The sequence below is a fragment of the Xanthomonas sp. F4 genome, from assembly GCF_011761895.1.
Genome location: NZ_JAASQX010000005.1, coordinates 82,266 through 107,331, shown reverse-complemented (window position 1 = coordinate 107,331; position 25,066 = coordinate 82,266). Strand labels below are relative to the sequence as shown.

At 69.8% G+C, this 25,066-nt stretch carries 22 protein-coding genes; 12 read left to right on the top strand and 10 right to left on the bottom strand.

The annotated features are described in order from the left end of the window. Positions 1–196 precede the first annotated feature (196 nt). Both FHR66_RS16280 and FHR66_RS16275 read right to left on the bottom strand, forming a co-directional pair. A complete protein-coding gene (locus FHR66_RS16280; protein WP_160967104.1) occupies positions 197–1,747 on the bottom strand; it encodes a cryptochrome/photolyase family protein in 1,551 nt (516 codons plus the stop codon). A 52-nt stretch (positions 1,748–1,799) separates the two neighbouring features. Beyond that, on the bottom strand, positions 1,800–1,958 hold the full coding sequence (locus FHR66_RS16275) for a DUF2256 domain-containing protein (RefSeq protein WP_160967106.1): 159 nt from the start codon (positions 1,956–1,958) through the stop codon (positions 1,800–1,802). Positions 1,959–2,159: 201 nt separating this feature from the next. On the opposite strand from FHR66_RS16275, the gene FHR66_RS16270 reads away from it, so the two are divergent. Next, positions 2,160–3,068: a DUF6624 domain-containing protein gene (locus tag FHR66_RS16270; protein WP_237475320.1), complete on the top strand. Its 909-nt coding sequence runs from the start codon at positions 2,160–2,162 to the stop codon at positions 3,066–3,068. A gap of 15 nt (positions 3,069–3,083) precedes the next feature. Here FHR66_RS16270 and FHR66_RS16265 read toward each other — a convergent pair whose 3' ends face one another. After that, complete coding sequence (locus FHR66_RS16265) at positions 3,084–3,446, bottom strand: VOC family protein (protein ID WP_160967108.1); 363 nt, start codon at positions 3,444–3,446, stop codon at positions 3,084–3,086. Positions 3,447–3,594: 148 nt separating this feature from the next. Between FHR66_RS16265 and FHR66_RS21145 the strand changes: the two genes are divergently transcribed. The 4 genes from FHR66_RS21145 to FHR66_RS16250 all read left to right on the top strand — a co-directional run bounded on the left by FHR66_RS21145 (position 3,595) and on the right by FHR66_RS16250 (position 6,514). After that, a complete protein-coding gene (locus FHR66_RS21145; protein WP_255419573.1) occupies positions 3,595–3,720 on the top strand; it encodes a hypothetical protein in 126 nt (41 codons plus the stop codon). A gap of 44 nt (positions 3,721–3,764) precedes the next feature. Next, the gene (gene ttcA, locus FHR66_RS16260) at positions 3,765–4,640 is read left to right on the top strand and encodes a tRNA 2-thiocytidine(32) synthetase TtcA (RefSeq protein WP_160967110.1); all 876 of its coding nucleotides are present in this window, start codon (positions 3,765–3,767) and stop codon (positions 4,638–4,640) included. A 112-nt stretch (positions 4,641–4,752) separates the two neighbouring features. Further along, a complete protein-coding gene (locus tag FHR66_RS16255) occupies positions 4,753–5,658 on the top strand; it encodes a recombination-associated protein RdgC (RefSeq protein WP_160967112.1) in 906 nt (301 codons plus the stop codon). A 64-nt stretch (positions 5,659–5,722) separates the two neighbouring features. Next, positions 5,723–6,514, top strand: coding sequence for a M48 family metallopeptidase (locus FHR66_RS16250; RefSeq protein ID WP_160967114.1), 792 nt, complete (start codon positions 5,723–5,725; stop codon positions 6,512–6,514). 677 nt (positions 6,515–7,191) lie between these two features. Here FHR66_RS16250 and FHR66_RS16245 read toward each other — a convergent pair. The 3 genes from FHR66_RS16245 to hemH form a co-directional block, all read right to left on the bottom strand. Beyond that, on the bottom strand, positions 7,192–9,381 hold the full coding sequence (locus FHR66_RS16245; protein ID WP_160967116.1) for a methyl-accepting chemotaxis protein: 2,190 nt from the start codon (positions 9,379–9,381) through the stop codon (positions 7,192–7,194). Positions 9,382–9,621: 240 nt separating this feature from the next. Next, positions 9,622–10,464 (bottom strand): alpha/beta fold hydrolase, encoded by an 843-nt coding sequence (locus FHR66_RS16240; RefSeq protein WP_160967118.1) that lies wholly within the window; start codon positions 10,462–10,464, stop codon positions 9,622–9,624. Continuing rightward, entirely contained in the window at positions 10,461–11,420 is a 960-nt protein-coding gene (gene hemH / locus FHR66_RS16235; protein ID WP_160967120.1) for a ferrochelatase, read from the bottom strand. The genes FHR66_RS16240 and hemH overlap by 4 nt, the downstream gene beginning before the upstream one ends. 167 nt (positions 11,421–11,587) lie before the next feature. Here hemH and FHR66_RS16230 point away from each other — a divergent pair, with 167 nt between their 5' ends. The 4 genes from FHR66_RS16230 (at position 11,588) to tatC (ending at position 14,126) form a co-directional block, all read left to right on the top strand. After that, a complete protein-coding gene (locus FHR66_RS16230; protein ID WP_160967122.1) occupies positions 11,588–12,484 on the top strand; it encodes a lipid-binding SYLF domain-containing protein in 897 nt (298 codons plus the stop codon). Between the two features lie 125 nt (positions 12,485–12,609). After that, positions 12,610–12,840, top strand: coding sequence for a Sec-independent protein translocase subunit TatA (gene tatA / locus FHR66_RS16225; RefSeq protein ID WP_019798768.1), 231 nt, complete (start codon positions 12,610–12,612; stop codon positions 12,838–12,840). Positions 12,841–12,855: 15 nt separating this feature from the next. After that, a complete protein-coding gene (gene tatB / locus FHR66_RS16220) occupies positions 12,856–13,389 on the top strand; it encodes a Sec-independent protein translocase protein TatB (protein ID WP_160967124.1) in 534 nt (177 codons plus the stop codon). Next, positions 13,386–14,126: a twin-arginine translocase subunit TatC gene (tatC, locus tag FHR66_RS16215; RefSeq protein WP_160967126.1), complete on the top strand. Its 741-nt coding sequence runs from the start codon at positions 13,386–13,388 to the stop codon at positions 14,124–14,126. Before tatB ends, tatC begins: the two co-directional genes overlap by 4 nt. 145 nt (positions 14,127–14,271) lie before the next feature. Here the strand turns inward: tatC and FHR66_RS16210 are convergent, their stop codons facing one another. Both FHR66_RS16210 and FHR66_RS16205 read right to left on the bottom strand, forming a co-directional pair. Next, positions 14,272–15,171 carry a BPSS1780 family membrane protein gene (locus FHR66_RS16210; protein WP_160967128.1) on the bottom strand — a complete coding sequence of 300 codons (900 nt, stop codon included), beginning with the start codon at positions 15,169–15,171 and terminating at the stop codon, positions 14,272–14,274. 47 nt (positions 15,172–15,218) lie between these two features. Further along, positions 15,219–15,989, bottom strand: coding sequence for a glutamine amidotransferase (locus tag FHR66_RS16205; RefSeq protein ID WP_160967130.1), 771 nt, complete (start codon positions 15,987–15,989; stop codon positions 15,219–15,221). 132 nt (positions 15,990–16,121) lie between these two features. Between FHR66_RS16205 and FHR66_RS16200 the strand changes: the two genes are divergently transcribed. Next, the gene (locus FHR66_RS16200) at positions 16,122–17,060 is read left to right on the top strand and encodes a substrate-binding domain-containing protein (RefSeq protein ID WP_456361772.1); all 939 of its coding nucleotides are present in this window, start codon (positions 16,122–16,124) and stop codon (positions 17,058–17,060) included. A 162-nt stretch (positions 17,061–17,222) separates the two neighbouring features. On the opposite strand, the gene FHR66_RS16195 is transcribed toward FHR66_RS16200, so the two are convergent. After that, entirely contained in the window at positions 17,223–19,043 is a 1,821-nt protein-coding gene (locus tag FHR66_RS16195) for a GspE/PulE family protein (protein ID WP_160967132.1), read from the bottom strand. Positions 19,044–19,118: 75 nt separating this feature from the next. On the opposite strand from FHR66_RS16195, the gene glyQ reads away from it, so the two are divergent. Together glyQ and glyS are read left to right on the top strand one after the other, a co-directional pair. Further along, entirely contained in the window at positions 19,119–20,027 is a 909-nt protein-coding gene (glyQ, locus tag FHR66_RS16190) for a glycine--tRNA ligase subunit alpha (RefSeq protein WP_160967134.1), read from the top strand. A 154-nt stretch (positions 20,028–20,181) separates the two neighbouring features. Continuing rightward, entirely contained in the window at positions 20,182–22,419 is a 2,238-nt protein-coding gene (glyS, locus tag FHR66_RS16185) for a glycine--tRNA ligase subunit beta (RefSeq protein ID WP_167087950.1), read from the top strand. Positions 22,420–22,963: 544 nt separating this feature from the next. On the opposite strand, the gene rep is transcribed toward glyS, so the two are convergent. Next, on the bottom strand, positions 22,964–24,940 hold the full coding sequence (rep, locus tag FHR66_RS16180) for a DNA helicase Rep (protein ID WP_160967138.1): 1,977 nt from the start codon (positions 24,938–24,940) through the stop codon (positions 22,964–22,966). Between the last annotated feature and the right edge of the window lie 126 nt (positions 24,941–25,066).

Sequence of the window (25,066 nt, the reverse complement as noted above, 5' to 3'; positions counted from 1 at the left end):
CGGGCCGACCGGCGGCATAGGGTGCTTGAACGCGTGTCGATCGACCAGAACGCAGGTAGCAGATCGCGCGATTGCGCACACACCACATGCGACAGCGCGACGATGCGCGGCGCGTGGCACGGTTTGGGTGCGTTGCAGGGCCCGTTCCGGCAGCGCATCCGGTTGCTGTACGTGCGCGCGAAGCGCCTGGCCCGCGCTACAGCGTGTCCAGGCGTCCGCGCAGGTGTTGCGCATGCGTGCGCAAGGCCTGCAGTTGCGCGGCCGGCAGCTTGCCGAGCTGGCGGTAGACCATGTCCAGGCGGCGATTGCGCCCCAGCGTGTCCTGGTGCCGCGCGAAGAAGTCCCAGTACAGTGCGTTGTATGGACATGCACGCGCGCCGGTCTTCTGCTTGCGGTCGTAGCGGCATCCCTGGCAGTAGTCGCTCATGCGGTCGATGTAGGCGGCGCTGCTGACGTAGGGCTTGGTCGCGAGCAGGCCGCCGTCGGCGAACTGGCTCATGCCCACCGTGTTGGGCAGCTCGACCCATTCAAACGCGTCGATGTAGACGCCCAGGTACCAGCGGTGCACCGCAGCCGGATCCAGGCCGGCCAGCAAAGCGAAGTTGCCAATGACCATCAGCCGCTGGATATGGTGGGCGTAGGCGTCGTGCAGGGACTGGCCGATGGCGTGGTGCAGGCAGCGCATGTGCGTGTCGCCGGTCCAGAACCAGGCCGGCAGCGGCGTGTCGTGGCCGAGCGCGTTGCGTGCGGCGTAGTCGGGCATGTGCGCCCAGTAGATGCCGCGCACGTACTCGCGCCAGCCCAGGATCTGCCGAACGAAGCCCTCGACCGCCGCCAGTGGCGCGGTGCCGGCGTCGTAGGCCGCCAGCGCGCGCTGCACCACTTCCTGCGGCCGCAGCATCTTGGTGTTGAGGGCGAAGGAGAGCTGCGAATGGAACAGGCGCGGACTGCGCGTGCTCATCGCATCTTCGTAACGGCCGAAGTGCGGCAGGCCGTCGGCGATGAAGCGATCGAGGCAGGCCAGCGCCTCGGCGCGGTTCAGCGGCCAGCGCACCGCATCTGCCTGCGGCTGGCCGAAGCTGTCCACGCCGGCCGCCTGGATGGTTGCCCACAGCGCGCTGTGATCGTGGACTGGGCGCGCATCCGGCGGCGGCGGCGGATCACCGGGCCAGGGCTGGCGATTATCGTGGTCGTAGTTCCACTGCCCGCCCTCGGGCGTGCCGTCGGCCACCAGCAGGATCCGGTGGCGCTTGCGCATGTGCCGGTAGAAGTGCTCCATCAGCCACTGCGGACGCCCACGGAAAAACTCCGCCAGTTCGCCGCGGCGAGTGTAGAAGTGCGCGCTGTCCACCGCTTCGGTGGCGAAGGCCTGCGTCGCGCCCCACTGCCGCAGTTGCTGGTCCAGGCGCCATTCGTCGGGGTCCTGGTACTGCAGGCGCTGCGCACCGTAGTGCGCCATCAGCGCAGCGAGATTGGCGGGGATGGACTGGCGGTTGCTGGCGTCGTCGATCGCCACATAGCGCACGCGGTGGCCCGCCGCGCGCAGCTGGGCGGCGAATGCGCGCATGGCGGCGAAGATGGCGAGGATCTTCTGTGCATGGTGCAGGACGTAGTCGGTCTCCTGCCGCACTTCCATCAGCACGTAGACCACGCCGGGATCGCGCACGTCGAACCACGGGTGTTCGGGATCGAGCTGGTCGCCCAGCACCAGGCGCAAGGTGTGGGCGGTGGGCTGCATCGGACTCATGCAGCGTGGCCGGCGTGCGACCACGCACCGCGGCGGCGCGCCATGCTGCGGCTCATGGCGACCCCGGCACGGACACGCGCTTGCGCTCGCCACGGCAGCGGTCGGAACAGTACTTCACATCGTCCCAGACCTTTTCCCACTTCTTGCGCCAGCGGAACGGCCAGCCGCAATGCAGGCAGGGCTTTTCCGGCAACTCGTGTTTCTTGCGCATCCTCGGTCCCCGGGCGGTGTGGGATGGACCGGCGTGGCCGGGGCCGACAACCGGCGTATGCATAGTGTGCCCCGCTGTCCCTTGGCGAGACACTCTGCTGCGGGCAGAGCGCAACGGCGACCAGATGCCGCCATTGAGACCGGACTGCGCTACTGTCCGCCCACGCTGCGCGCCGCGCGATCACGACAGAGTGGGTCCGTTATGCACCGGGGATACGTGCTGTTTGTTGCATTGCTGGCCGCGAGCGCGGCGCCGGTCTCGGCTGCGGAGCCTGCTCGCATCACGGACGCGGTTGCGGCGTACGACGCGAAGGACTACGGCACCTGCGCCGACACCTTGGCGCGAATCGACGGGGCGCCGGCCGGCCTGCCGAGCGGGGCGGATCTGTTCTACGTCGAATGCCTGGCCGCCGCCGGCAGGACCGAGGCGGCCCTGAAGGTGCTCGACACGCGGTTGGCGCAAGGCCGCATCGATGTAGAGGAGCTCATGCACAAGGATCGGCCCGGTCTCAACCGGTTGCGCAGCTTGCCGACGTGGCCGTCGCTGCTCGCACGTGCCAAGACGCTCGATGCGACGCGCCAGGCACGCGTCGACCAGCCGCTGCGGCAGGAGTTGCTGGCACGTGTGCAGAAGGACCAGGCCGTCCGACAGAAGGCCATCGACGAGGGAAACACCCCCGCGTCATGGCAACGGACGGTGGCGGTTGACCGGGCCAACACCGCCTGGCTTAAGACGGTGGTGACGAAGAACGGATGGCCGACGCGCACATCGGTGGGCGAAGACGGATCCAAGGCAGCGTTCCTGATCGCCCAACACGCCACGCTGGACCCGGGCTTCCAGGAGCAGGTGCTCGCGTTGATGCAGTCCGCCCTGGCGCAGAAGGAAGCGGATCCTTCCGACGTTGCGATGCTGCAGGATCGCGTGCTGCTGCACCAGGGCAAGCCGCAGCTTTACGGGACGCAGTTCAGAACCGAGCCGGACGGCACGATGGTCCTGGACCGGACCCAGGACGTCGATGGCCTGGATGCGCGCCGGGCGACGATGGGCCTGCCGCCGATCGCCGAGTACAAGACCTTCCTCTCCGAGGTCTATCACGCGCCCGTACGATGAGCGCACCTGGCGCCGTCACTCCTGCGCCGGCCACTCGCGGAACACGACACAGACCGTGGTGGGGTCCAGCATCGCGAATTCGCGCGCGCCCCAGGGCTTGAGCGCGACGGTGCGGCCGTTGGGATGCAGCCACTGCGGTGCGCGTGCGGACAACTCCGCATGGATCGCGTCGATGCGGTCGGTTTCGATGCCCAGTTCCGGCCGATCCTTCGCCGCCCATTCCGCGTTTTCCACCAGGTAGGCCTTGGCGCCGTCGCGCGCGATCACCGCCATCGTCTCGTCCTGATACAGCACCTGGAAGCCCAGGCCATCGACGAAGAACGCCAGTCCGTCCTGCAGGCGCTCGTAGAAGATCTTGGGAATGAGGTTTTTGAACATGCGAGGACCCTGCGTGCGTGGCCAGCGGCGAGTGTAGCGGGCCGGTCCCGGTGCGGCATGACGGCGGAGGACGGACCGCGCCGGATGCGCGTCCTTCGCGGAAGACGGCACTGCCTCGGCGCCAGCGCGGCCGATACAGTCCGCGGTGATGCAATGCACCGCGGACGGCCTGTCCTTCTGCGCGAACAACAGCGAGGAGCTGCGCGGCCTCGGCACCGTCATTGCCGGCCTGACCGGCACGTTCAGGACGGTCGCGGTGGCGGGACTGGAGTGACCCGCAACGCCGCCGCGCGTGCCGCGCCGACTACACTACCGCCGATGACCTCGTCCCTGCCCCTGCCGCCGCTGCAACCGCTCGCCGATCCCGCACCGCCCAGCGCGCGCAACGCCGCGGCGCTGGGCAAGCGCCTGTGCCGGCAGGTCGGCCAGGCCATCGCCGATTTCGGCATGATCGGCGCCGGCGACAAGGTGATGGTGTGCCTGTCCGGCGGCAAGGACAGCTACACCCTGCTGGACATCCTGCTGCAACTGCAGCGCAAGGCGCCGGTGCCGTTCGAACTGGTGGCGGTGAACCTGGACCAGAAGCAACCCGGCTTTCCCGCCGACGTGCTGCCGACCTACCTGCGCCAGCGCGGCGTGCCCTGGCATGTGATCGAACAGGACACCTACTCGGTGGTCACCCGGGTGGTGCCGGAAGGCAAGACCCTGTGTTCGCTGTGCTCGCGGCTGCGCCGCGGCGCGCTGTACCGCTACGCCGCCGAGCAGGGCTTCACCAAGATCGCGCTGGGCCACCACCGCGACGACATCGTCGCCACCTTCTTCATGAACCTGTTCTTCCACGCCAAGCTGGCGGCGATGGCGCCGGTGCTGCGCAGCGACGACGGCCGTCACGTGGTGATCCGGCCACTGGCCTATGTGCGCGAGGACGACATCGCCGCCTACGCGCAGGCGCAGGCGTTCCCGCTGATCCCCTGCACGCTGTGCGGCAGCCAGGAGACGCTGCAGCGCCGCCAGGTCGGGCAACTGTTGCAACAGTGGGACCGGGAGCATCCGGGGCGGGTGGAGCAGATCGCCCGCGCCCTGGGCAACGTGCATCCGGCGCAGTTGGCCGACCGTGCACTGTTCGACTTCGCCGCGCTCGGCGGCGCGGCGAGCGCCCCGGCTGCCGCCTGGGCGGACGACGCGCCGGGCTGAGGCCCCTCGCTGAACCGCCCGATGCGGTGCCCGGGCGGGCGCGATGCGACAATGGCCGCCGCTCCCCGGCGCGTGCCGCCGGACCGTTCCGTTTCCTTCAGCTGGATGCTCGATGTTCTTTCGCAATCTGACCCTGTTCCGCTTCCCCACCACGCTCGATTTTTCCGAGGTCGAAAAGCTCCTGCCGGAGGCCCAGCTCAAATCGGTCGGCCCGCTGGAAATGAGTTCGCGCGGCTTCATCTCCCCGTTCGGTCGCGACGAGCAGGAAGCGCTCTCGCACCGCATCGCCGACTTCCTGTGGTTGACCGTCGGCGGCGAGGACAAGATCCTGCCCGGCTCGGTGGTCAACGACCTGCTCGCGCGCAAGGTCGCCGAGATCGAGGAGAAGGAAGGCCGGCGCCCCGGCGGCCGCGCGCGCAAGCGCCTCAAGGACGACCTGATCCACGAGCTGCTGCCGCGCGCCTTCGTCAAGTCCTCGCGCACCGACGCCATGCTCGACCTGCAGCACGGCTACGTCGCGGTGGACACCTCCAGCCGCAAGACCGGCGAAAACGTGATGTCGGAGATCCGCGGCCTGCTCGGCAGCTTCCCGGCGCTGCCGCTGAACGCGGAAGTGGCGCCGCGCTCGATCCTCACCGGCTGGATCGCCGGCGAGCCTTTGCCCGAAGGCCTGAGCCTGGGCGAAGAGTGCGAGATGAAGGACCCGATCGAAGGCGGCGCGGTGGTCAAGTGCCAGCACCAGGAACTGCGTTGCGACGAGATCGACAAGCACCTGGAAGCCGGCAAGCAGGTCACCAAGCTGGCGCTGGTGCTCGACGACCACGTGTCCTTCGTGCTCGGCGACGATCTGGTGATCCGCAAGCTGAAGTTCCTCGACGGCGCGCTGGACCAGCTCGAGCATGCCGACCAGGACGGCGTGCGCGCCGAGCTGGACGCGCGCTTCGCGCTGATGAGCGCCGAGGTGCGGCGCCTGTTCCTGCTGCTGGAAGAGGCGCTGAAGCTGAGCAAGGCCGACTGATGCGGCGGAGGCAGCCGCACGCGGCTGTCACCGTGCGCCCCCGCGCCGGCGGTATGCTGTGCCCATGCCCGATCTGCTCCGTCGCCTGATCGCGCCGCCCCCGGCGGCCGTCGAACGCGACCTCGTCCGCTTCCGCCTGGACGAGCGCGAAGTCGAGGTGCTGCGCGTGCGCGACCCGCGCGCACGGCGCATCAAGCTCAGCGTGGACGAACGCGGCGCGCGGCTGACCCTGCCGCTGCGCGCCAGCCTGATCGCCGGCGAACGCTTCCTGCTGGAGAACCGGCAGTGGCTGGCGCAGCAGCTCTCGCGCTATGTCGCTGCCGAGACGCTGACGCCGCTGCGGCCGGGCGAAGCGGGCGAACTGCCGCTGCGCGGGCAGTCGCTGCCGGTAGCCTGGCACGACGCGCGCTACGCGCGCATCGAGGTCGCCGACGGCGTGGCCCACCTGCACCTGCCGCCGCGCGGCGGCGATGCGGCGCTGCGCCGGGCGCTGCGCGATTTCTACGAAGCCCAGGCCCGCGCCGACGTCGGCCGCTGGTTGCCGCAATACCTGCCATCGCTGCCGCGCGCCCCGCGCGCGGTGCGCTACAAGGTCATGTCCTCGCAGTGGGGCTCGCTGGCGCCCGACGGCAGCATGGCGCTGGACCTGGCGCTGGTGCTGGGGCGGCCCTCGGCGTTCGAGTACGTGCTGGTGCACGAGCTCTGTCACCTGATCCAGGCCAATCACTCGCCGGCGTTCTGGCACGAGGTGGAAACACGCTTCCCGGACTGGCGCGCCGAGCGCACCTGGTTCCACCAGCACGGCCGCCAGCTCAAGGCGCATCTGCGCTGGCTGCTGCGTCCGGATCGCGACTGAAGCGCGCATCCACGAACGGTGGCAAACGCGCCGTAGCAGCGGCTGCACACGTCGGCTTGGGCGAAAGCACGTTCTTCGAAGGGCACGGAAGACGCTGCGGCGGTTGCGCCCGGCCCGCGACTGAACGCCGAACAACGCGATGTGATCGGCGTGAGCGGTGAGGGTGTGGTTGGGGAGCGAATCGGGCACACATGCTGCGCTGCGGCACGACATGGCGCGCAAGCGGAGATGCGAACAAGAGGGATGAGCGTGCGAGTGGGCGCCGATGCGGTCGCATCGCGATGTGTCACCCCAGCGCTGCGGAAGCAGAACTCCATGCAGCGCCCGGCAGGCCCCCTCTCCTCCCGCCTACCGCGAATCAGGCGCGTCCTCCGGCGCCAGCGAGGCGGTACGGTCCGTGCGGCGCTACGCCGGCATGTCAGGACGCCGGGATCGAGCCGCGTACACAGGACGTATCGCGTCTACGCCTGTTGACGGCAGGCGTGGGCGCAACTTAAGCGAAAATTTTTCTACACACAAGCTTCACTTTGAGTGTGTAGGGAGCACACCTACACCGCTGTCCGCAGGCCCCTGACAGCCACGCATTGACAGCCACGCATTCGGCATGGCGGCGGAAGACACACGGCACCGCCGGCGCTGCGCGCATGGCGCCCGATCCGCCCGACAGCCGCCTTCGGTCAGGCGCTGCGCGCGTACTCGAAACCGACGGGCGCAGGCTGGATCGCCAGCATCGGTTCCTCCGCGTGCGGCACCGGCGTTGCCGCGTCGGCCAACCGGAACACCGCCACCGCCTCGCTCAGGCTGCCGGCCTGCTGCTCCAACGCACGCGAGGCCGCGGTGGCCTGTTCCACCAGCGCCAGGTTCTGCTGGGTGCTGCGGTCCATCTGCGCCATCGCCTGGCCGACTTCGTCGATGCCGGCGGCCTGCTCCTGCGAGGCCGCCGCGATGCCCGCCATGAGCGCATTGACCTCGCTCACCGACGCGAGCACGCGGCCCATGGTGCTGCCGGCATCGTGCACCTGCGCCGACGCCACCGCGACCTGGTTCACCGATGCCTCGATCAGGCGCTTGATCTCCTTGGCCGCATCGGCCGAGCGCTGCGCCAGCGCGCGCACCTCGCTGGCGACCACGGCGAAGCCGCGGCCCTGCTCGCCGGCGCGTGCGGCTTCGACCGCGGCGTTGAGCGCCAGGATGTTGGTCTGGAAGGCGATGCCGTCGATCACCCCAATGATCTCGCCGATCTTGCGCGAGGCCACTTCCACGCCCTGCATCGCACCGACCGCTGCGTCGATCGACGCACCGCCATGACCGGCGACCGTCGCTGCCGCGTCGGCCAGCTCGTTGGCGTGGTGCGCATGGGCGGCGTTCTGGCGGACGGTCTCGGTCAGGCGCGCCGCCGCACGGACGGTGCGTTCAAGCGTGCCGGCCTGTTCGGCGCTGCGCTGCGACAGGTCCTGATGGCCGCCGGCGATGGCGCCGGCTTCGGCGTCGATCGCCGCGGCCGCGTGCTGGATGCCGGCCACGATCGCCGCCAGCTGGTCGGCGCTGGCGTTGGCGTCGTCGCGCATGTCGGCGAACACGCCGCGGAAGTCGCCGCGCATGCGCACGCCGAGGTCGCCGCTGGCGATGGCGCGCAGCAACCCGGACAACTCGCCCAGGTTGCCGTCCACCGTCGCCATCAACTGATTGAGGCTCTCGAGCATGATGCGGAAATCGTGCTGGTGCGCGCCCACGTCGGCGCGTGCGCTGAAGTCGCCGGCCGCGGCGGCCTCGGCCAGGTGCCAGATGTCGCGGCTGAGCGTGCCGAGGTTGGCCTTGATCGCATCCATCGCCTCGGAGATCGCCGCCTGCTCGCCGGGCAGGCGCGGCATGTCCTCGCTGAGATCGCCGATGGCGTAGCGCCGCATCAGCGCCACCATCGACTGCGCGGTGCCCACGTGCAGGTCGACCAGCGCATTGGCGTCGCGCAGCAGCTGCCCGTAGTCGCCGGGGAACGCCGCCGCGTCGCCGCGGCAGGCGATGGCGCCGTCGGCATGCTGTTGCGCCATCTGCCGCTGCTCGGCCAGCACCGCGCGCAGCTGCGTCTGCATGGTCTGCATGCTGCGCAGCAGGTCGGCGGCCTCGTCGTTGCCCTGTGCCGGCACCACCGCGTCGAGCTGGCCGGCGGCGATGGCCGCGGCGACGCGGGTGCCCTCGCGCAGCGGCCGCACCAGGCTCTGGGTGATGCACCAGCCCAGCCAGGCGCTGACCGCCAGCAACAGGCCGCCGCCGAGCAGCAGCAGCCAGCGCGCATGGGCCATGGTGGTCACCGCCTGCGCATAGGAACCGTCGCTGAGCGTGCGCAGGTGCGTGGCATTGCGCTGGATCGCGTGCTGCCACTGCGCCAGCAGCGGCTGCAGGGTGTACAGGTGCAGGGTCTGCGCATCCAGGTTCTGATTGTCGGCGGCCAGTGCCAGCACCTGCGACTGGAACGGCTGCACCTGCGCATAGGCCTTGTCGATCGCCGCGCGCAACTGCGCGCCGGTGCGGTCGGCCGGGTCCAGGCGCATCGCGAACAACTTGCGCCGCGCCTGCGCGTAGTCCTGCTGGGCCGCGCCGATGGCGCGTACCACCGCCTGCTTCTCGTCGGGATTGGTCAGGATGACATCGTTGAGCAAGCCGATCTCCAGCCGCGCCTGCGCCGCGACCATCGCGTTGGACAGGCGGATCTTCTCCATCTTGTCCAGGGCGATGTCGTCGAGCTGATGCCGCGCCAGCGCCATCGACGCCAGGCTGGCCACGATCAGGGCGCCGCAGATCGACAGCAGGGCGGCGAAGGCGAAGGTCAGGCGCGGGCCGACCCGGTAGCGGCGAAGGAGGCGGATCATCGGAAGTGCGGCGTCAGGGCGAAGGGTGCCCGCTACGCTGTGCGCCGAAGTTTTCCGAAACGCGACGGCACGGCGACAACATGCCGAACTGTGACGCCGGGAGGAGGACGACCGCGGCGTATTGCGCAGCGCTAGCGGTCACTGCGTCGCAGGATGCGTGCGCGCTGTCCGGCAGCATGGCCGTGCAGCGCGCGCGGCGCTCCACGCGTGCCCAGGCGAGCGCGCGCCGCCGCGGCCGCCTCAGAGGAAGTCGTGCAGCAACGCGGCCACCGCCGCCGGTTGTTCCATGTGCAGATGATGGGTGCCGGGCAGCGTGTGCACGCGGCCGTCGCGCAGGCACGCCGCGCGCTGCAGGCGCAGCGGCTCGGGCAGCATGTCCTGCGCCGGATCGGCGAACACCACCGCGGTCGGGCACTCGATGCCGGCCAGCAGCGCCTGCATCTGTGTCTCGGTCGAACGGATCGCCGTCGGCAAGGTCAGGCGGCGGTCGCTGCGCCACACGTAGCCGCCGTCCACCGCGCGCACGCCGCGTTCCACCAGCAACCGTGCCGCCGGCTCGCTGAGCTGGTTGGCCAGCATCCGCGCGCGCACCGGCGCGGCGAGGTCGGGGAAGACGCGCAACGGTGCGGCGTTGGCGCGGCGAGTGCTGGCGACGCTGTTGCGCAGCCGTGCCACCGCGCCGTCCTCGCTCTCGGCCAGGCCGCCCAGCATCTCGATCGCCACCAGCTTCTCGATGCGCTGCGGCGCCGCGGCGGCCAGCAGGCTGGCGATGGCCGCGCCCATCGAATGGCCGATCAGCACGAAGCGCTCCCAGCCCAGCGCATCGGCCGCGTCCAGCACCGGATGCAGGGCACTGGCCAGCAGGTACTCGGCGCCCTCGGGCAAGGCGCTGCTGTGGCCATGGCCGGGCAGGTCCAGCATCACCAGGTCCAACTGCGGCAGGTGCCGGCTCAGCGGCACGAAGCTGGCGGCGTTGTCGAGCCAGCCGTGCAAGGCCAGCGCCTTGGGTCCATCCGGATTGCCGCTGCGCAGCCCGGCCAGCGCGCCCACCCGCGACGGGCAGGCGAAGGGACGCAAACTCATGCGGCGCGGGCCGCCAGCTGTGCCAGTGCGCGCGCGTGCGCCGGGGCGTCGTTGAGGCAGGGGATGTAGCGCACCTGCATGCCGCGTTCGGCGCAGGTCTCGACGAAGCCCATCGCCACTTCTTCCAGGGTTTCCAGGCAATCGGTGGCGAAGCCGGGACAGATCACGTCCACCTGCTTGACCCCCTGCGCGGCCAGGTCCCACAGCCGCGGTTCGGCGTAGGGGCGCAGCCAGCGCTCGGCGCCGAAGCGCGACTGATAGCCGAGCTCCCATTCCCCGGCCTCCAGGCCCAGCGCGGTGGCGATCGCCTGCGCGCTGGCTTCGCAGCGCTGCGGGTAGGGATCGCCGTTGTTGGCCACGCGCTGCGGCAGTCCATGGAACGAGAAGAACAGGCGCTCGCCGCGGCCGTGCTGCGCCCAGTGCGCGCGCACGCTGTCCGCCACCGCGGCGACCCAGGCCGGATCGGTCGGGTAGTCCTCGATCAGGTGCACCGGCAGCTGCGGATGGCGCGCCTGCCAGGCCTGCACCACGTCCTCGATCGAGGCGGTGGTGGTGGTCGAATACTGCGGGTACAGCGGCAGCACCACGATCCGGCGCGCGCCTGCCTCGCGCAGCGCGTCCAGGGCCGGCGCCAACGCCGGCGTGCCGTAGCGCATCGCCCAGGCCACGCGGTGCCCGGGCAGTTCGCGCTGCATGCCCTCGGCCAGGCGCCGGGTGTACACCGCCAGCGGCGAGCCGTCGGCCAGCCACACCTGCGCGTACTTCTCCGCCGACTTGGGCGAGCGCCGCGGCAGGATCACCCAGTGCAGCAGCGGCCACCAGAACAGCCGCGGGATCGCGACTACGCGCTTGTCGCCGAGGAACTCGGCCAGATAACGGGCGACCGCAGGCGCGGTCGGCGCCTCGGGCGTGCCTAGATTCACCACCAGGATGGCGGTCTCGGGTGCGTCGGACATGCGCGCATTGTGGCAGAGCGCGCGCGTCGCGGCGTGTCGATCCGCTCGATCGCGGCGATCGATGGCGCCTGTGCATGGCGCCGGCACCACTCATTGCCGATTCATTGCCCTGTGACTAAGTTCAAGCACTTGCAGTATCTTGCTGCGGACCTACTTCGGAGCCCGCCATGCCCCTCCTGCCGCGCCTCGCCCTGTTGATGAGCACCGTGTTGTTCGCTGGCCACGCCGTGGCCGGTCCGGAAGAGGACGAGCGCGCCCGCAATGCGCTGCGCGTGCTGACCGACATCCAGAAGATCCCCGAACAGTCCATCCCCGACAAGCTGCTCGACGAGGGCCGCGCCATCGTGGTGATCCCGGACACGCTCAAGGCCGGCCTGGTGATCGGCGGGCGTCGCGGCCATGGCCTGATGTCGGTCAAGCGCCCCGATGGCACCTGGTCCAATCCGGTGTTCGTCAAGCTCACCGGCGGCAGCATCGGCTTCCAGGTCGGCGTGCAGTCCTCCGACGTGGTGCTGGTGTTCCGCAACGACCGCAGCCTGGACAACATCGTCAACGGCAAGTTCACCCTCGGCGCCGATGCCGGCGTCGCCGCCGGCCCGGTCGGGCGCAACGCCGCCGCGGCCACCGACGGCCAGCTCAAGGCCGAGATCTGGTCGTGGTCGCGCGCCCGCGGCCTGTTCGCCGGCGTCGCCCTCGACGGCGCCGCGCTGCAGATCGACGATGCCGCCGACCTCAACGCCTACGGCCCCAACACCACCCCGCGGATGATCTTCGAAGGCCGCACCACGAACCGGCCGTCCAACGACATCGTCGCCTTCCGCGACAAGCTCGAGGAAGCCACCTACGCCGCGCGGCAGAGCCGCGGCACCGACAGCAGCGGCGATTCGACCGCAGCCCCGGCACCGGCCATGCCGGCACCGCAGGCCGCGCCGGAACCGACCGCCGCACCCGACGCCGCCGCCAGCACCGTCCCCCTGCAGGGCCAGGCACAACCGGCGCAGCAGGGCTTCCAGCCGGTGTCCGACGGCGAGATCCGTACCGAGAAGCTCGACGGCGATCGCTGAGCGTCGTTCCCAACGCCACCTGTCCATCCCGCCGTGCAGGCATGCCTGCACGGCCGGGAAAGGTAACGCGGCACGGCGCGGTGCGTTATCCTGCGGGTTCCTTACGACTTTTCTGCGAGCGGATCATGGGCAGTCTTAGCATCTGGCACTGGCTGGTCGTGCTGGTGATCGTGCTGCTGGTGTTCGGCACCAAGCGGCTGACGAGCGGCGCCAAGGATCTGGGCAACGCGGTCAAGGAATTCAAGAAAGGCATGCGCGACGAGGACAAGCCCGCCGGCCAGCTCGGCGACGAGACGCGCAGCAGCAGCGAGCCGTCCCGCCAGACCCAGGCCGAGCGCGACCGCGACGCGCACTGACGGGACACCGCCGGCGTGTTCGATATCGGATTCAGCGAACTGCTGGTGATCGCGGTGGTGGCCCTGGTGGTGCTCGGCCCCGAGCGCCTGCCCAAGGCCGCGCGCTTCGCCGGGTTGTGGGTGCGCCGTGCCCGCGCGCAGTGGGACTCGGTGAAGCAGGAACTGGAACGCGAACTGGAAGCCGAGGAACTCAAGCGCAGCCTGCACGACGTGCACAGTTCGCTGCGCCAGGCCGAGACCCAGTTTCGCGACGGCAGCGAGGAACTGCAGCGGCAGACCGAGGCGCTGCGCCGCGAGATCGACCCGCACCCGCCGGTGCCGCCTGCCGACAGCGCTTCGGCGGCCGTGCCGCCAGCGGCTGCCGCCGCAACCGACACTTCGACGCCGCGCGTTGTCGATTCGGCCACGCCACTGCCACCGTCGACGGCACCAGCAGCGTCCGCCGTGCCGGCCGCCGCGCGCGGTGCCGCCGCGCCACATCCGGCGCCCTCCGCCACGGCGACGGGCAGCGTCCAGCCGCCCTCCAGTGAGCCGGAGGCACCACGATGAACGTCGAAGCCGAAAGCAGCCTGATCGAACACCTGATCGAACTGCGCGCGCGGCTGATGCGCGCGCTGATCGGCCTGGGCGTGGTGGTGGTGGTGGTGCTGCCCTTCTCCAAGCGCCTGTACTCCTGGCTGGCCGAGCCGATGCTGGCGCAGTTGCCGGTGGGCCAGAGCGTGATCGCCACGCACCCGGCCGGCGCGGTCATCGCCCCGCTCAAGCTGGCGTTCTTCCTGGCCCTGTTCGTGTCCGCGCCGTGGCTGCTGTACCAGGCCTGGGCCTTCGTCGCCCCTGGCCTGTACCAGCGCGAGAAGCGCCTGGCGCTGCCGCTGCTGGCCTCGGCGGTGCTGCTGTTCTACCTCGGCTGCGGCTTCGCCTACTTCCTGGTGCTGCCGGCGGTGTTCCACTTCCTGACCACGTTCAAGCCGGACGTGATCCAGCTCACTCCCGATGCCGGCGCCTACCTGGACTTCGTCCTGGCGATCTTCTTCGCCTTCGGCGCCAGCTTCGAACTGCCGGTGGCGCTGGTGATCCTGGCCCTGCTCGGCTGGGTGACCCCGCAGCAACTGCGCGAGGGCCGCGGCTACGCGGTGGTCGGCATCTTCGTCCTGGCGGCGATCCTGACCCCGCCGGACGTGGTCTCGCAGCTGATGCTGGCGATCCCGATGTGCCTGCTGTACGAGCTGGGCATCATCGCCGCGGCGGCGGTGACCAAGAAGCCGGGAGTGGAGATTCGGGAGTAGGGATTCGTAGGAGCGGTTCGCTGCGTCTGACGCATCCTAGGACCAGATAGCGCTCGCCTGCACACAGCAAAACGGCCCCGAGGGGCCGTTTTTGCTGTTGCTGTCGCTCTACGAATCCCGAATCCCCACTCCCGAATCCCAGCCCTCAAGCCACAAAGACGTTCGAAGGCGGCGGCGGCACCGCCGGCGCGGCATCGCCGGCGTGCACGAACATCTGCTTCCAGGCCGCGTACACGATCCCGGCCAGGACCGGCATCAGCAGCGCCATCAGCAGCAACTGCGCGACCAGGGCCGCCACCGCGGTGCCAACCAGGAACTGCAGCACCAGCATCACCACGGTCAGCGCGAAATAGAACGCGAACATGGCCAGGAAGGCGAGGACGAAGAACACCAGCATCGCCGGCAGGTTGTGCAGGCAGGCGCGCAGGCCGTGACCGATCGCGGCGATGCCGTTGCGGCCGTCGAACATCACCTGCGGCGCGAACAGGAACAGGGTCAGCGCCACCGCCACGAAGCCGACCGCCACCAGCATCAGCCACAGCAGGATGCGCAGCGCCGGCAGGGTCGCGACCAGTTGCTCCACCTGCAGCGGATCCGGCTGCGCGCCGGACTGGCCCAACTCGTTGAGCTTGTTCATCACCGTGGTCAGCTGTTCGAGCCCGCCTGGACCGATCACCACCACGGCCAGCAGCGCCAGCGCCAGCCCGACCACCACCTGCGGCAGCAGCGCCACCAGCAGGTTCGGCGTGCGCCCGCCCTGCAGGCCCTGCAGCAGGTGCGCCGGCTCGGCGCTGCGGCCCTGGTCGACCTCGCGCACGGCCCACACCAGCCCGCCGAACAGCAGCGGCCCGGCCAAGCCCATCAGCAGTTGCGCCAACATGCCCAGGGTGGGGTTGAGCACGCCCAGGAACAGCGCGATCAGCGCCGCCAGGCCCCAGACCAGTCCGAGCCGGCCCAACGCCCACGGCGCCCGTCGCAGCAGGGACATGCCGGCCAACAGCCATTCCGCGCCGGCCGAGGCCGGCAGCTTGCGAATCTCGATCATTGCCAATCCGAAGTGGGGGACGCCGTACAGCGCGGCGACTGCACAGATTATCGCGGTTTTGCCTGGCCGCTGCTGTGCTGCCCGCGTGCGTGCTGAACGAAGCGCCGCAACAGTTTGCGTGCCAGCGGTGCGGCGCTGACCTCGCGGGCGATGGTACGGGCGCAGCGTCCGGCGCTGCGTAGACAGTCGGCACGCGCCTGCACGTAGCCGCGCATGTGGTGGGTGGCGAACTCCGGATGGAACTGCAGGCCCCAGGTCGCCTCGCCCCAGCGGAAGGCGTGGCACTGGTCCTGCGCCGAGCGCGCCAGCACCGTGGCGCCGGCCGGCGCGCGCAACACCGTCTGCAGATGCGTGGCATGCGCAGGGAACCGCGCCGGCAGGCCGGCGAACAACGGATCCTCGGCGGCGGGGGGATGCAGTTCGATGTGCACCGTGCCCGATTCGCGCCCGGCCGGGTTGTAGGCGACCTCCCCGCCCAGCGCGTGCGCCAGCAGCTGGTGGCCGTAGCAGATGCCCAGCAGCGGCGTGCCGTCCTCGGCGGCCTCGCGCAGCCAGGCCGCCGAGCGCTCGCTCCAGTCGGCCCGGTCGGTGACGAACGCCGCCGAGCCGGTGACGATCACCCCAGCGAAGTCGCCCCGCGCCGGCAAGTCCTCCCCGGCGGCGACATTGGCCACCACCGTCTCGCGCTCGGCCAGGCCGGCGGCGACACGAATCCAGTGCGGAAAGCGGCCGTAGCGCCGCATCGTCGCCACCGGTTCGCCGGTTTCGAGGATCAGGAAGGGCGCAGCACGGCGACGGACGGGAGAAGCCAACGGCATGGTGGGATTCTAGACGGCAGCGCGCGGCTTTTTTCAAGCACCGATGCAGCCGATGGCATAAGCATATAACTGCGAGCAAGGGGAGGCGGCCGCGACGCGGCCGGGCCTGATCCCCGGCATGACGGAGCCGCGGTGGGATGGCAGCGCGGTGGCGCACAAGCGATCCGGCGGGGCATGCGGTCGGGTCGGTGCGCGGCCACGGCTTCCCATCCGCTTCAGCGCGGCGCGCGCAGGCTGTCGCTCTTCCTTCCTGGCAGGTTCGATATGCGCAGTCCGCTGATTTCCTTGGTCCTGGCCACGCTGCTGAGCGTGTCCGCATCGGTGGCGGCGGCGCCGGAGTCCGGCCGTCCCGCCCAGCCCACGACGCTGACGGTGCTCAGTTCCGGCGGCATCATGGGCGCGATCCGCGCCGTCGCGCCCGATTACGAATGCGCCACGGGCGTCACGCTGCACATCGAGGCGGCGCCGTCGATGGGCGACACGCGGCAGGCCATTCCCAACCGCCTCGCCCGGCACGAGCCGGCGGACGTGCTGCTGATGGTCGGCGCGGCGCTCGACAAGTTGGTGGCCAACGGCCAGGCGCGCCCCGCCAGCCGCGTGGACCTGGGCGAGTCCTACATCGCCATGGCAGTCAAACAGGGCGCACCGAAACCGGACATCTCCACGATGGAGGCCTTCCGCAAGACCTTGCTCGACAGCCAATCGGTGGCCTATTCCGACAGCGCCAGCGGCGTCTATCTGTCGCGCACGCTGTTCCCGCGGATGCGGCTCGGCGCCGGCTTCGCCGCCAAGGCGCGGATGATTCCCGCCGAGCCGGTCGGCGCAGTGGTCGCGCGCGGCGAAGCGCAACTCGGTTTCCAGCAACTGAGCGAACTCAAGCCGGTTCCGGGCATCGCCATCGTCGGCCTGATCCCCAAGCAGGCACAGCAGATGACGCTGTACTCCGGCGCCGTCGCCACCGCCAGCACGCAGCCGCAGGCGGCGCAGGCGCTGCTGGATTACCTGGCGTCTCCTGCGGCGGCCAAGGCCATCGCGGAGAGCGGCCTCACGCCGATGGCCGGGAAGAAATAACGGCGGCACGAATCACGGCGCTGCGGACGGCGTCTCATCCGACATGTGGGCGGCGCGCCTCACTCTCTTTGGTCGCGGCTTGGCGAGGCGCTCCCGCAAGCGCATCGTGTGCGGCAGACCAGCGCGCGAGGAGACCCATGCCGACCACGCCGCCCCGCCCGCTCACTCCCGCGGCGGCAACACCGACAGCACTTCCTCGATGGTGGTCAGCCCTGCAGCCACTTTTTCCAGGCCGGCGCGGCGCAACGTGCGCACGCCCTCGTCCTGGGCGGCGCGGCTGAAGCCGGCCAGGTCCATGTCGGCGCGGATCAGGGTGCGCAGGCGCGGGGTCACCGGCAGCAGTTCGTACAGGCCCACCCGGCCCAGGTAGCCGGTGCGGCGGCACTCCAGGCAGCCGACCGGGGCGTAGGGTTGCAGCGGCTCGGGCAAGGCCTCGCCCGGCTCGCGCAGCGCGTCCCACTCGTGCGGCTCCAGCGTGTGCGGGCGCTTGCAGTGGCCGCACAGGGTGCGCACCAGGCGCTGCGCCAGCACGCCGTTGAGGGTGGAGGCGACCAGGTAGTGCGGCACGCCCAGGTCGAGCAGGCGGGTGATTGCCGAGGGCGCATCGTTGGTGTGCAGGGTCGACAGCACCAGGTGTCCGGTCAGCGAGGCCTGCACCGCCATCTGTGCGGTTTCCAGGTCGCGGATCTCGCCGATCATGATGATGTCCGGGTCCTGCCGCAGCAGGGTGCGCACGCCGCTAGCGAAATCCAGGTCGATGTTGGTCTGCACCTGCATCTGGTTGAACTCGGTGGCGATCATCTCGATCGGGTCCTCCACGCTGCACACGTTCACGTCCGGCGTGGCCAGGCGCTTGAGCGTGGAGTACAGCGTGGTGGTCTTGCCCGAGCCGGTGGGGCCGGTGACCAGCACGATGCCGTGCGGGCGTTCCACCAGCGCGTTCCAGCCGGCCGCTTCCTGCGGACTGAAGCCGAGCTGGTCCACGCTCTTGAACGCGGCATCAGGATCGAAGATGCGCATCACGCACTTCTCGCCGAAGGCGGTGGGCATGGTCGACAGGCGCATCTCGGTCTCGCGCCCGCCCGGCGAGCGGGTCTTGATGCGGCCGTCCTGCGGCCGCCGCCGCTCGGCCAGGTCCATGCGCCCGAGCACCTTGATGCGGCTGACGATGGCGGTCATCACCGCCGGCGGCACTTCCAGCACCTTGTGCAGCACGCCGTCGATGCGGAAGCGCATGCGCCCGGCTTCGCGCCGCGGCTCCAGGTGGATGTCGCTGGCCCGCTGCTCGTAGGCGTACTGCAGCAGCCAGTCGACGATGTGCACGATGTGGTGGTCGTCGGCGTTGACGTCGCCGCCGCGGCCCAGTTCCACCAGTTGCTCGAAACTGGGCAGGCCGCTGCTCTGTTCGGTGCGCCCGTCCTTGGCGCCGCGCACCGAGCGGGTCACACCGAAGAACTCCATCGTGTAGCGATGCAGGTCCAGCGGGTTGACCACCACCACTTCGATGCGGCGCCGCGCCAGGTGCTGCACGTCGCCCAGCCAGTCCAGCGCCAGCGGTTCGCTGGTCGCCACCAGCAGGCGCTCGGGCTGCAGGGCCAGCGGCAGGATGCGGTGGCGGCGCGCGTAGGCGTGCGAGACCACGCCGGTGACCGCGGCCACGTCGACCCGGGTGGGATCGATGCGCAGGTAGCGCAGGCCGCAGCGCTGCGCCAGCCATTCGGTCAGCCGTTCCAGGCTCAGCTCGCTGCCCGGCGGACGGGTCGCGGCCAGTTTCAGATTGGACAGCAGCACCAGCGGATGCACGTCGCTGACGGTGCGCGCGGTCTGCGCCGAGAACTGCACGCGACCACGTTCGGCCGGCGCGACCAGGCCGTCGGCGAGCAGTGCGGCGGCCACGCGCTCGAAGCTCAACCGGCCCGGCGGCAATGCCACGGCGGGCTCGGCGGGCAACGACGCGGGGGGCGCGGCAGGGCGCGAATCCATGGTCCAGGTCCGGTGCGCGGAAGTCCCCGCGAGTCGGTCGCTATACTAGCGCACCCCTCAACCGGCCCCTGCTAGATGTCCGTCATCCGGTCCGTACCGATCACGTTCCAGGGTCTGATCCAGACCCTCAACCAGTTCTGGGCGCAGCACGGCTGCGTGCTGATCCAATCGCTGGACCTGGAAGTGGGCGCCGGCACCTTCCATCCGTCCACGTTCCTGCGTGCGCTCGGACCGGAGCCGTGGAATGCGGCCTACGTGCAGCCCAGCCGCCGCCCCACCGACGGCCGCTACGGCGAGAATCCGAACCGCCTGCAGCGCTACTACCAGTACCAGGTGGCGATGAAGCCGAACCCGGACAACATCCAGCAGTTGTACCTGGATTCGCTCAAGGCGCTGGGCATCGATCCGCTGGTGCACGACCTGCGCTTCGTCGAGGACAACTGGGAATCGCCTACGCTCGGTGCCTGGGGCCTGGGCTGGGAAGTGTGGCTCAACGGCATGGAAGTCACCCAGTTCACCTACTTCCAGCAGGCCGGCGGCCTGGAGTGCAAGCCGGTGCTGGGCGAGATCACCTACGGTCTCGAGCGCCTGTGCATGTATCTGCAGAACTGCGACAACGTCTACGACCTGGTGTGGACCTACGGCCCCGATGGCACGCCGGTCACCTATGGCGACGTCTACCACCAGAACGAGGTGGAGCAGAGCGCGTACAACTTCGAACACGCCAACGTGGCCGAACTGTTCCACCGCTTCGACGCGTGCGAGCAGGAAGCGCAGGCGCTGGTCGAGGTCGGGCTGCCGCTGCCGGCCTACGAACAGGTGACCAAGGCCAGCCACGCCTTCAACCTGCTCGACGCACGCCGCGCGATCTCGGTGACCGAGCGCCAGCGCTACATCCTGCGCGTGCGCGCGCTGGCACAAGCGGTGGCCAAGGCCTACTACGCGCAGCGCGAGAAGCTGGGCTTCCCCGGCGTCAAGAAGTGATGCAAGCCCCTCTCCCCCCGGGAGAGGGGTTGGGGTGAGGGTACGCCGGCACGCAAGGCCGGCTACTCCGCCCCCCAGGCGCCCGCACCCTCATCCGCCCCTTCGGGGCACCTTCTCCCACAGGGAGAAGGAACCGCTAAGCAAGGTCTGACACATGAGCCAACACCTTCCCCTGCTGATCGAACTGGGCACCGAGGAACTGCCTGTCAAGGCATTGCCGGGCCTGGCCCAGGCGCTGTTCGACGGCGTGATCGCCGGGCTGGAGAAGCGCGGCATCGCAGTCGAGCGCGGCGACGCCAAGCCGCTGTCCACGCCGCGCCGGCTGGCGGTGCTGCTGCCGGGCGTGGCCGTCGAGCAACCGGAGCAGCGCGCGGAAGTGCTCGGTCCCTACGTCAACATCGCGCTGGACGCGGATGGCCAGCCGACCAAGGCGCTGCAGGGCTTCGCCGCCAAGGCCGGGATCGACTGGACCGCGCTGGAGCGCGCCAGCGACGCCAAGGGCGAGCGCTTCGTGCACCGTGCGGTGAACCCGGGTGCGCGCACCGCGACGCTGCTGCCAGAGATCCTGCGCGAGGCGATCGCGGCGATGCCGATCCCCAAGCCGATGCGCTGGGGCGATCACGACTACGGCTTCGCGCGGCCGGTGCAGTGGCTGGTACTGCTGTTCGGCAGCGAGGTGGTGCCCATGCCGCTGTTCGGCGTGGAGGCGGGCCGCGACAGCCGCGGCCACCGCTTCCTGCACGACGCGCCGGTGCCGCTGGCGCAGCCGGGCGACTACGTGGCCGCCCTGCAGGCCGCGCAGGTGCTGGTGGACCCGGACGTGCGCCGCGCGCGCATCGTCGCCGAGGTCGAGCAGGCAGCGCGCGAGGCCGGCGGCAGCGCGCGCATCGCCGAGGACAACCTGGAGCAGGTGGTGAACCTGGTCGAATGGCCGTCGGCGGTGCTTTGCAAGTTCGAGCCGGCGTTCCTGGCGGTGCCGCAGGAAGCACTGATCGAGACCATGGAGAGCAACCAGAAATTCTTCCCGGTGCTGGATGACGGCGGCAAGCTCACCGAGCATTTCATCGGCATCGCCAACATCGTCTCGCGCGACGTCGCCGAAGTGGCCAAGGGCTACGAGCGGGTGATCCGTCCGCGCTTCGCCGACGCCAAGTTCTTCTTCGACGAAGACCTCAAGCAGGGCCTGGAAGCGATGGGCGCCGGCCTGGCCAGCGTCACCTACCAGGCCAAGCTCGGCAGCATCGCCGACAAGGTGCAGCGCGTGGCCGCGCTGGCCGAAGCGATCGCCGCGCAGGTCGGCGTGGACCCGGCGCAGGCGCGCCGCGCCGCCGAACTGAGCAAGAACGACCTGCAGTCGCGCATGGTCAACGAGTTCCCGGAACTGCAGGGTATCGCCGGCCGCCACTACGCCGTCGCCGCCGGCGAGCCCAGCGAGATCGCCCTGGCGATCGACGAGGCCTACCAGCCGCGTTTCGCCGGCGACGACATCGCCCTGTCGCCGCTGGGCAAGGTGCTGGCGATTGCCGAGCGCCTGGACACGCTGGCCGGTGGGTTCGCCGCCGGCTTGAAGCCCACCGGCAACAAGGATCCGTTCGCGCTGCGGCGCAATGCGCTGGGGTTGGCGCGGACGGTGATTGAGAGTGGGTTTGATCTAGATCTGCGGAAACTGCTCGATAAAGCGCAGGACGCAGTTGCTTTCGCAAAGACTGAGCAAAAGACCAAGCAAGCCGAAAGTGCCGCAGCGAAAGCGCGCGCCGTGGGTGCCGACGCTCACGCTGTTCCGCAGTCGGGTGGTACCTCGCTTGCGGAGATCGAGGAGGTCTTCGACTTCATCCTCGACCGCCTGCGTGGCTACTACGCCGACAAGGGCGTGCCGGCGACGCAGTTCAATGCAGTGGCCGCGTTGTTCTCGGTCGCGGCTGAAGCCGCTCCTACAGGTGGCACTGCGGGCGCTGCAGGAGCAACCGCAACCGCGGCGTTCGGTTCGCTCTACGACTTCGACCGCCGCATCGACGCGATCGGCACCTTCGCCGCCTTGCCGGAAGCCGAGGCGCTGGCCGCGGCCAACAAGCGCATCCGCAACATCCTGCGCAAGGCCGAGGGCGAGATTCCGGGGCAGATCGACCCGACCCTGCTGCGCGAGCCGGCCGAAAGCGCGCTGGCCGAGGCGGTGGAAGCGGCGATCGTGGAGACGGACGGCGCGCTGCGCCAACACGACTACGTCACCGTACTGAACTTCCTGGCGCGGCTGCGTCCGCAGGTGGACGCGTTCTTCGACGGCGTGATGGTCAACGCCGACGACCCGGCGCTACGCCGCAACCGCCTGGCCCTGCTCAAGCGTCTGGGCGACCGCCTCGGCAGCGTCGCGGCGATCGAACACCTGTCGGCGTAAGCGTCAGCGCCGCCGTAACGAGAGACGGGCCGCCTAGCGCGGCCCGTTCTCGTTTCATCGAGATGGCTGCCGCCGCGATGCGGCGCGACTGGCTACGGCACACCGCACTGCGTCGGGACTGAAGTCCCTCCCACAAGTGGGTTGACCATGTGCTCCGCAAGCCTCGGCAGGAGCCGCGCGTGTTTCTGCCGCGACGAAAGAAACAAGCAATCCCACGGCAGGGAGAACGCGCTTGGCAGGAGGCCCGCAACCCTGCACACCACGGACAGTATGCGAGCGCCCGCAATCGAGCCCCTCTCCCCCCGGGAGAGGGGTTGGGGTGAGGGTACGTCGCGAAGCGACCCGCAGCGTGCGAGTGCACGAGGCTTCGCCCGTACCCTCATCCGCCCCTGCGGGGCACCTTCCCCCGAAAAGGGGGCCGTGGTCCCAGTGGGAGAAGGCAACAGGGTGTCCTACCCGCGGAGCACATTCCAACCGCGGCGGCCGCAGCGCAACGCAACACCGCCGTTACGAATCCCCAATCCCGATTCCCCAATCCCGGCTCTCAATCAAACAACGCCTGGATCGCCGCCAACCCCGCATTGGCGCGCTCCTTCTTGCGCGCCGCATCGGCCACCGGGTCGGCGCCGTCGCGCTGCATTTCCTCGGCCGGGATCTCGTCGAAGAAGCGGCTGGGCTTGAGCCGGATGTGCTCGCCGAACTTGCGGGTGAGCTTGCTGTAGCTCATCCACAGCTGCTCCTTGGCGCGGGTGATGCCCACGTACAGCAGGCGTCGCTCTTCCTGCAGGTTGCCCTCTTCGAGGCTGACCTCGTGCGGCAGCACGCCGTCCTCGCAGCCGACGATGAACACGTAGCGGAACTCCAGGCCCTTGGACGCGTGCATGGTCATCATCCGCACCTGGTTGCCGCCGTCGTCCTTGTCGTTGCGCGACAGCAGCGCTAGCTGCGCGGCCAGGTCGCCGACGGTGGCGCCGCGCGGGCCGCCCTCGAACCACTTGGCCAGTTCCTCCAGGTTGCCGCGGCGGCGTTGGAAACTCGCTTCGTCCTTGCACTGATGGCGCAGTTCGCGGATCAGCCCGGATTGCTCGGCGAGCTGGCGCACCACGTCGGCCGAGGACAGCGTGGTCGAGGCCGCGCGCAATTCGTGCAGGATGTCGACGAAATCGCTCAGGCCGTTGGCCGCGCGCGGCGGCAACTGCTGCAGCGCGCCCACCGACTCGGCCGCGCGCGACATCGGCAGGTGCTTGGCCGAGGCCAGCTCGGCCAGCTTGGCCAGCGAAGTCGCGCCGACCTCGCGCTTGGGCGCCTGCACCGCGCGCAGGAACGCCGCGTCGTCGTCGGGATTGACCAACAGGCGCAGCCAGGACAGCACGTCCTTGACCTCCTGCCGCTCCAGGAACGCGGTGCCGCCGGTGATGTGGTACGGCACGCCGGCGATCTGCAGCGCCTTTTCCAGCGGCCGCGACTGGAAATTGCCGCGGAACAGGATGCAGAAGTCGCTCCACGGCACCTGCTTGGCGGTGCCCAGGTAGGCGATCTCGGCGGCCACCTTCTCCGCCTCGTGCTCGCTGTCGCGGCACTCCCACACGCGGATGCGCTCGCCGTCGGCCTGGTCGCTCCATAGCGTCTTCAGGTGCTCGTGCGGGTTGTGCGCGATCAACGCATTGGCCGCGCGCAGCACGCGGTTGGAGCAGCGGTAGTTCTGTTCCAGCTTGATGATCTGCAGGGCCGGATAGTCGCGGCCCATCTGCATCAGGTTTTCCGGGTTGGCGCCGCGCCAGGCGTAGATGCTCTGGTCATCGTCGCCCACGCAGGTGAAGTTGCCGCGCGGGCCGGCCAGCATCTTCAGCAGCCGGTACTGCGCGTCATTGGTGTCCTGGCTTTCGTCCACCAGCAGGTAGCCGATGCGTTCTCGCCAGGCCATCACGATGTCCTCGTTCTCCTCCAGCACCTGCACCGGCAGGCGGATCAGGTCGTCGAAGTCCACCGCGTTGAAGGTGCTCAACCGCGCCTGGTAGCGCTCGTACAGGCTGGCCGCTTCCTGCTCGCGGTTGCTGCGCGCCGCCGCCATTGCCTGCTCCGGCGACAGCCCGGCGTTCTTGGCGCGCGAGATCAGGTTCTTGGCGTCCTCGATGGCATCGGGCTTGGCCCCCGGCATCAGGTCCTTGATCTGCGCGGCGGCATCGTCGGCGTCGAAGATCGAGAAGCCGCGCTTCAACCCCACCGCGGCGTGTTCGATCTGCAGGAACTTCAGCCCCAGGGCGTGGAAGGTGCAGATGGTCAGGCCGTCGGCGGCCTCGCTGCGGATGCGCTTGGCCACGCGTTCGCGCATTTCCTTGGCCGACTTGTTGGTGAAGGTGATGGCGGCGATGCGCTTGGCCGGATAGCGGCCGCTGGCGATCAGATGCGCGATCTTTTCCACGATCACGCGGGTCTTGCCGCTGCCGGCGCCGGCCAGCACCAGCAACGGACCCTCGCAATGCAGGACCGCGGCGCGTTGGGGAGGATTGAGACCGTGCATGAAGACTTCCCTTGGCCGCGCATTGTAACGGGCGCCGGCCGGCGCCGACGCCCCACCGCCGCGCCGGCGCTGAACCGGTTCGCGATCCGCCTGGCGGCCGGGGTGCGCGGCCGCCGCGCTAGAATC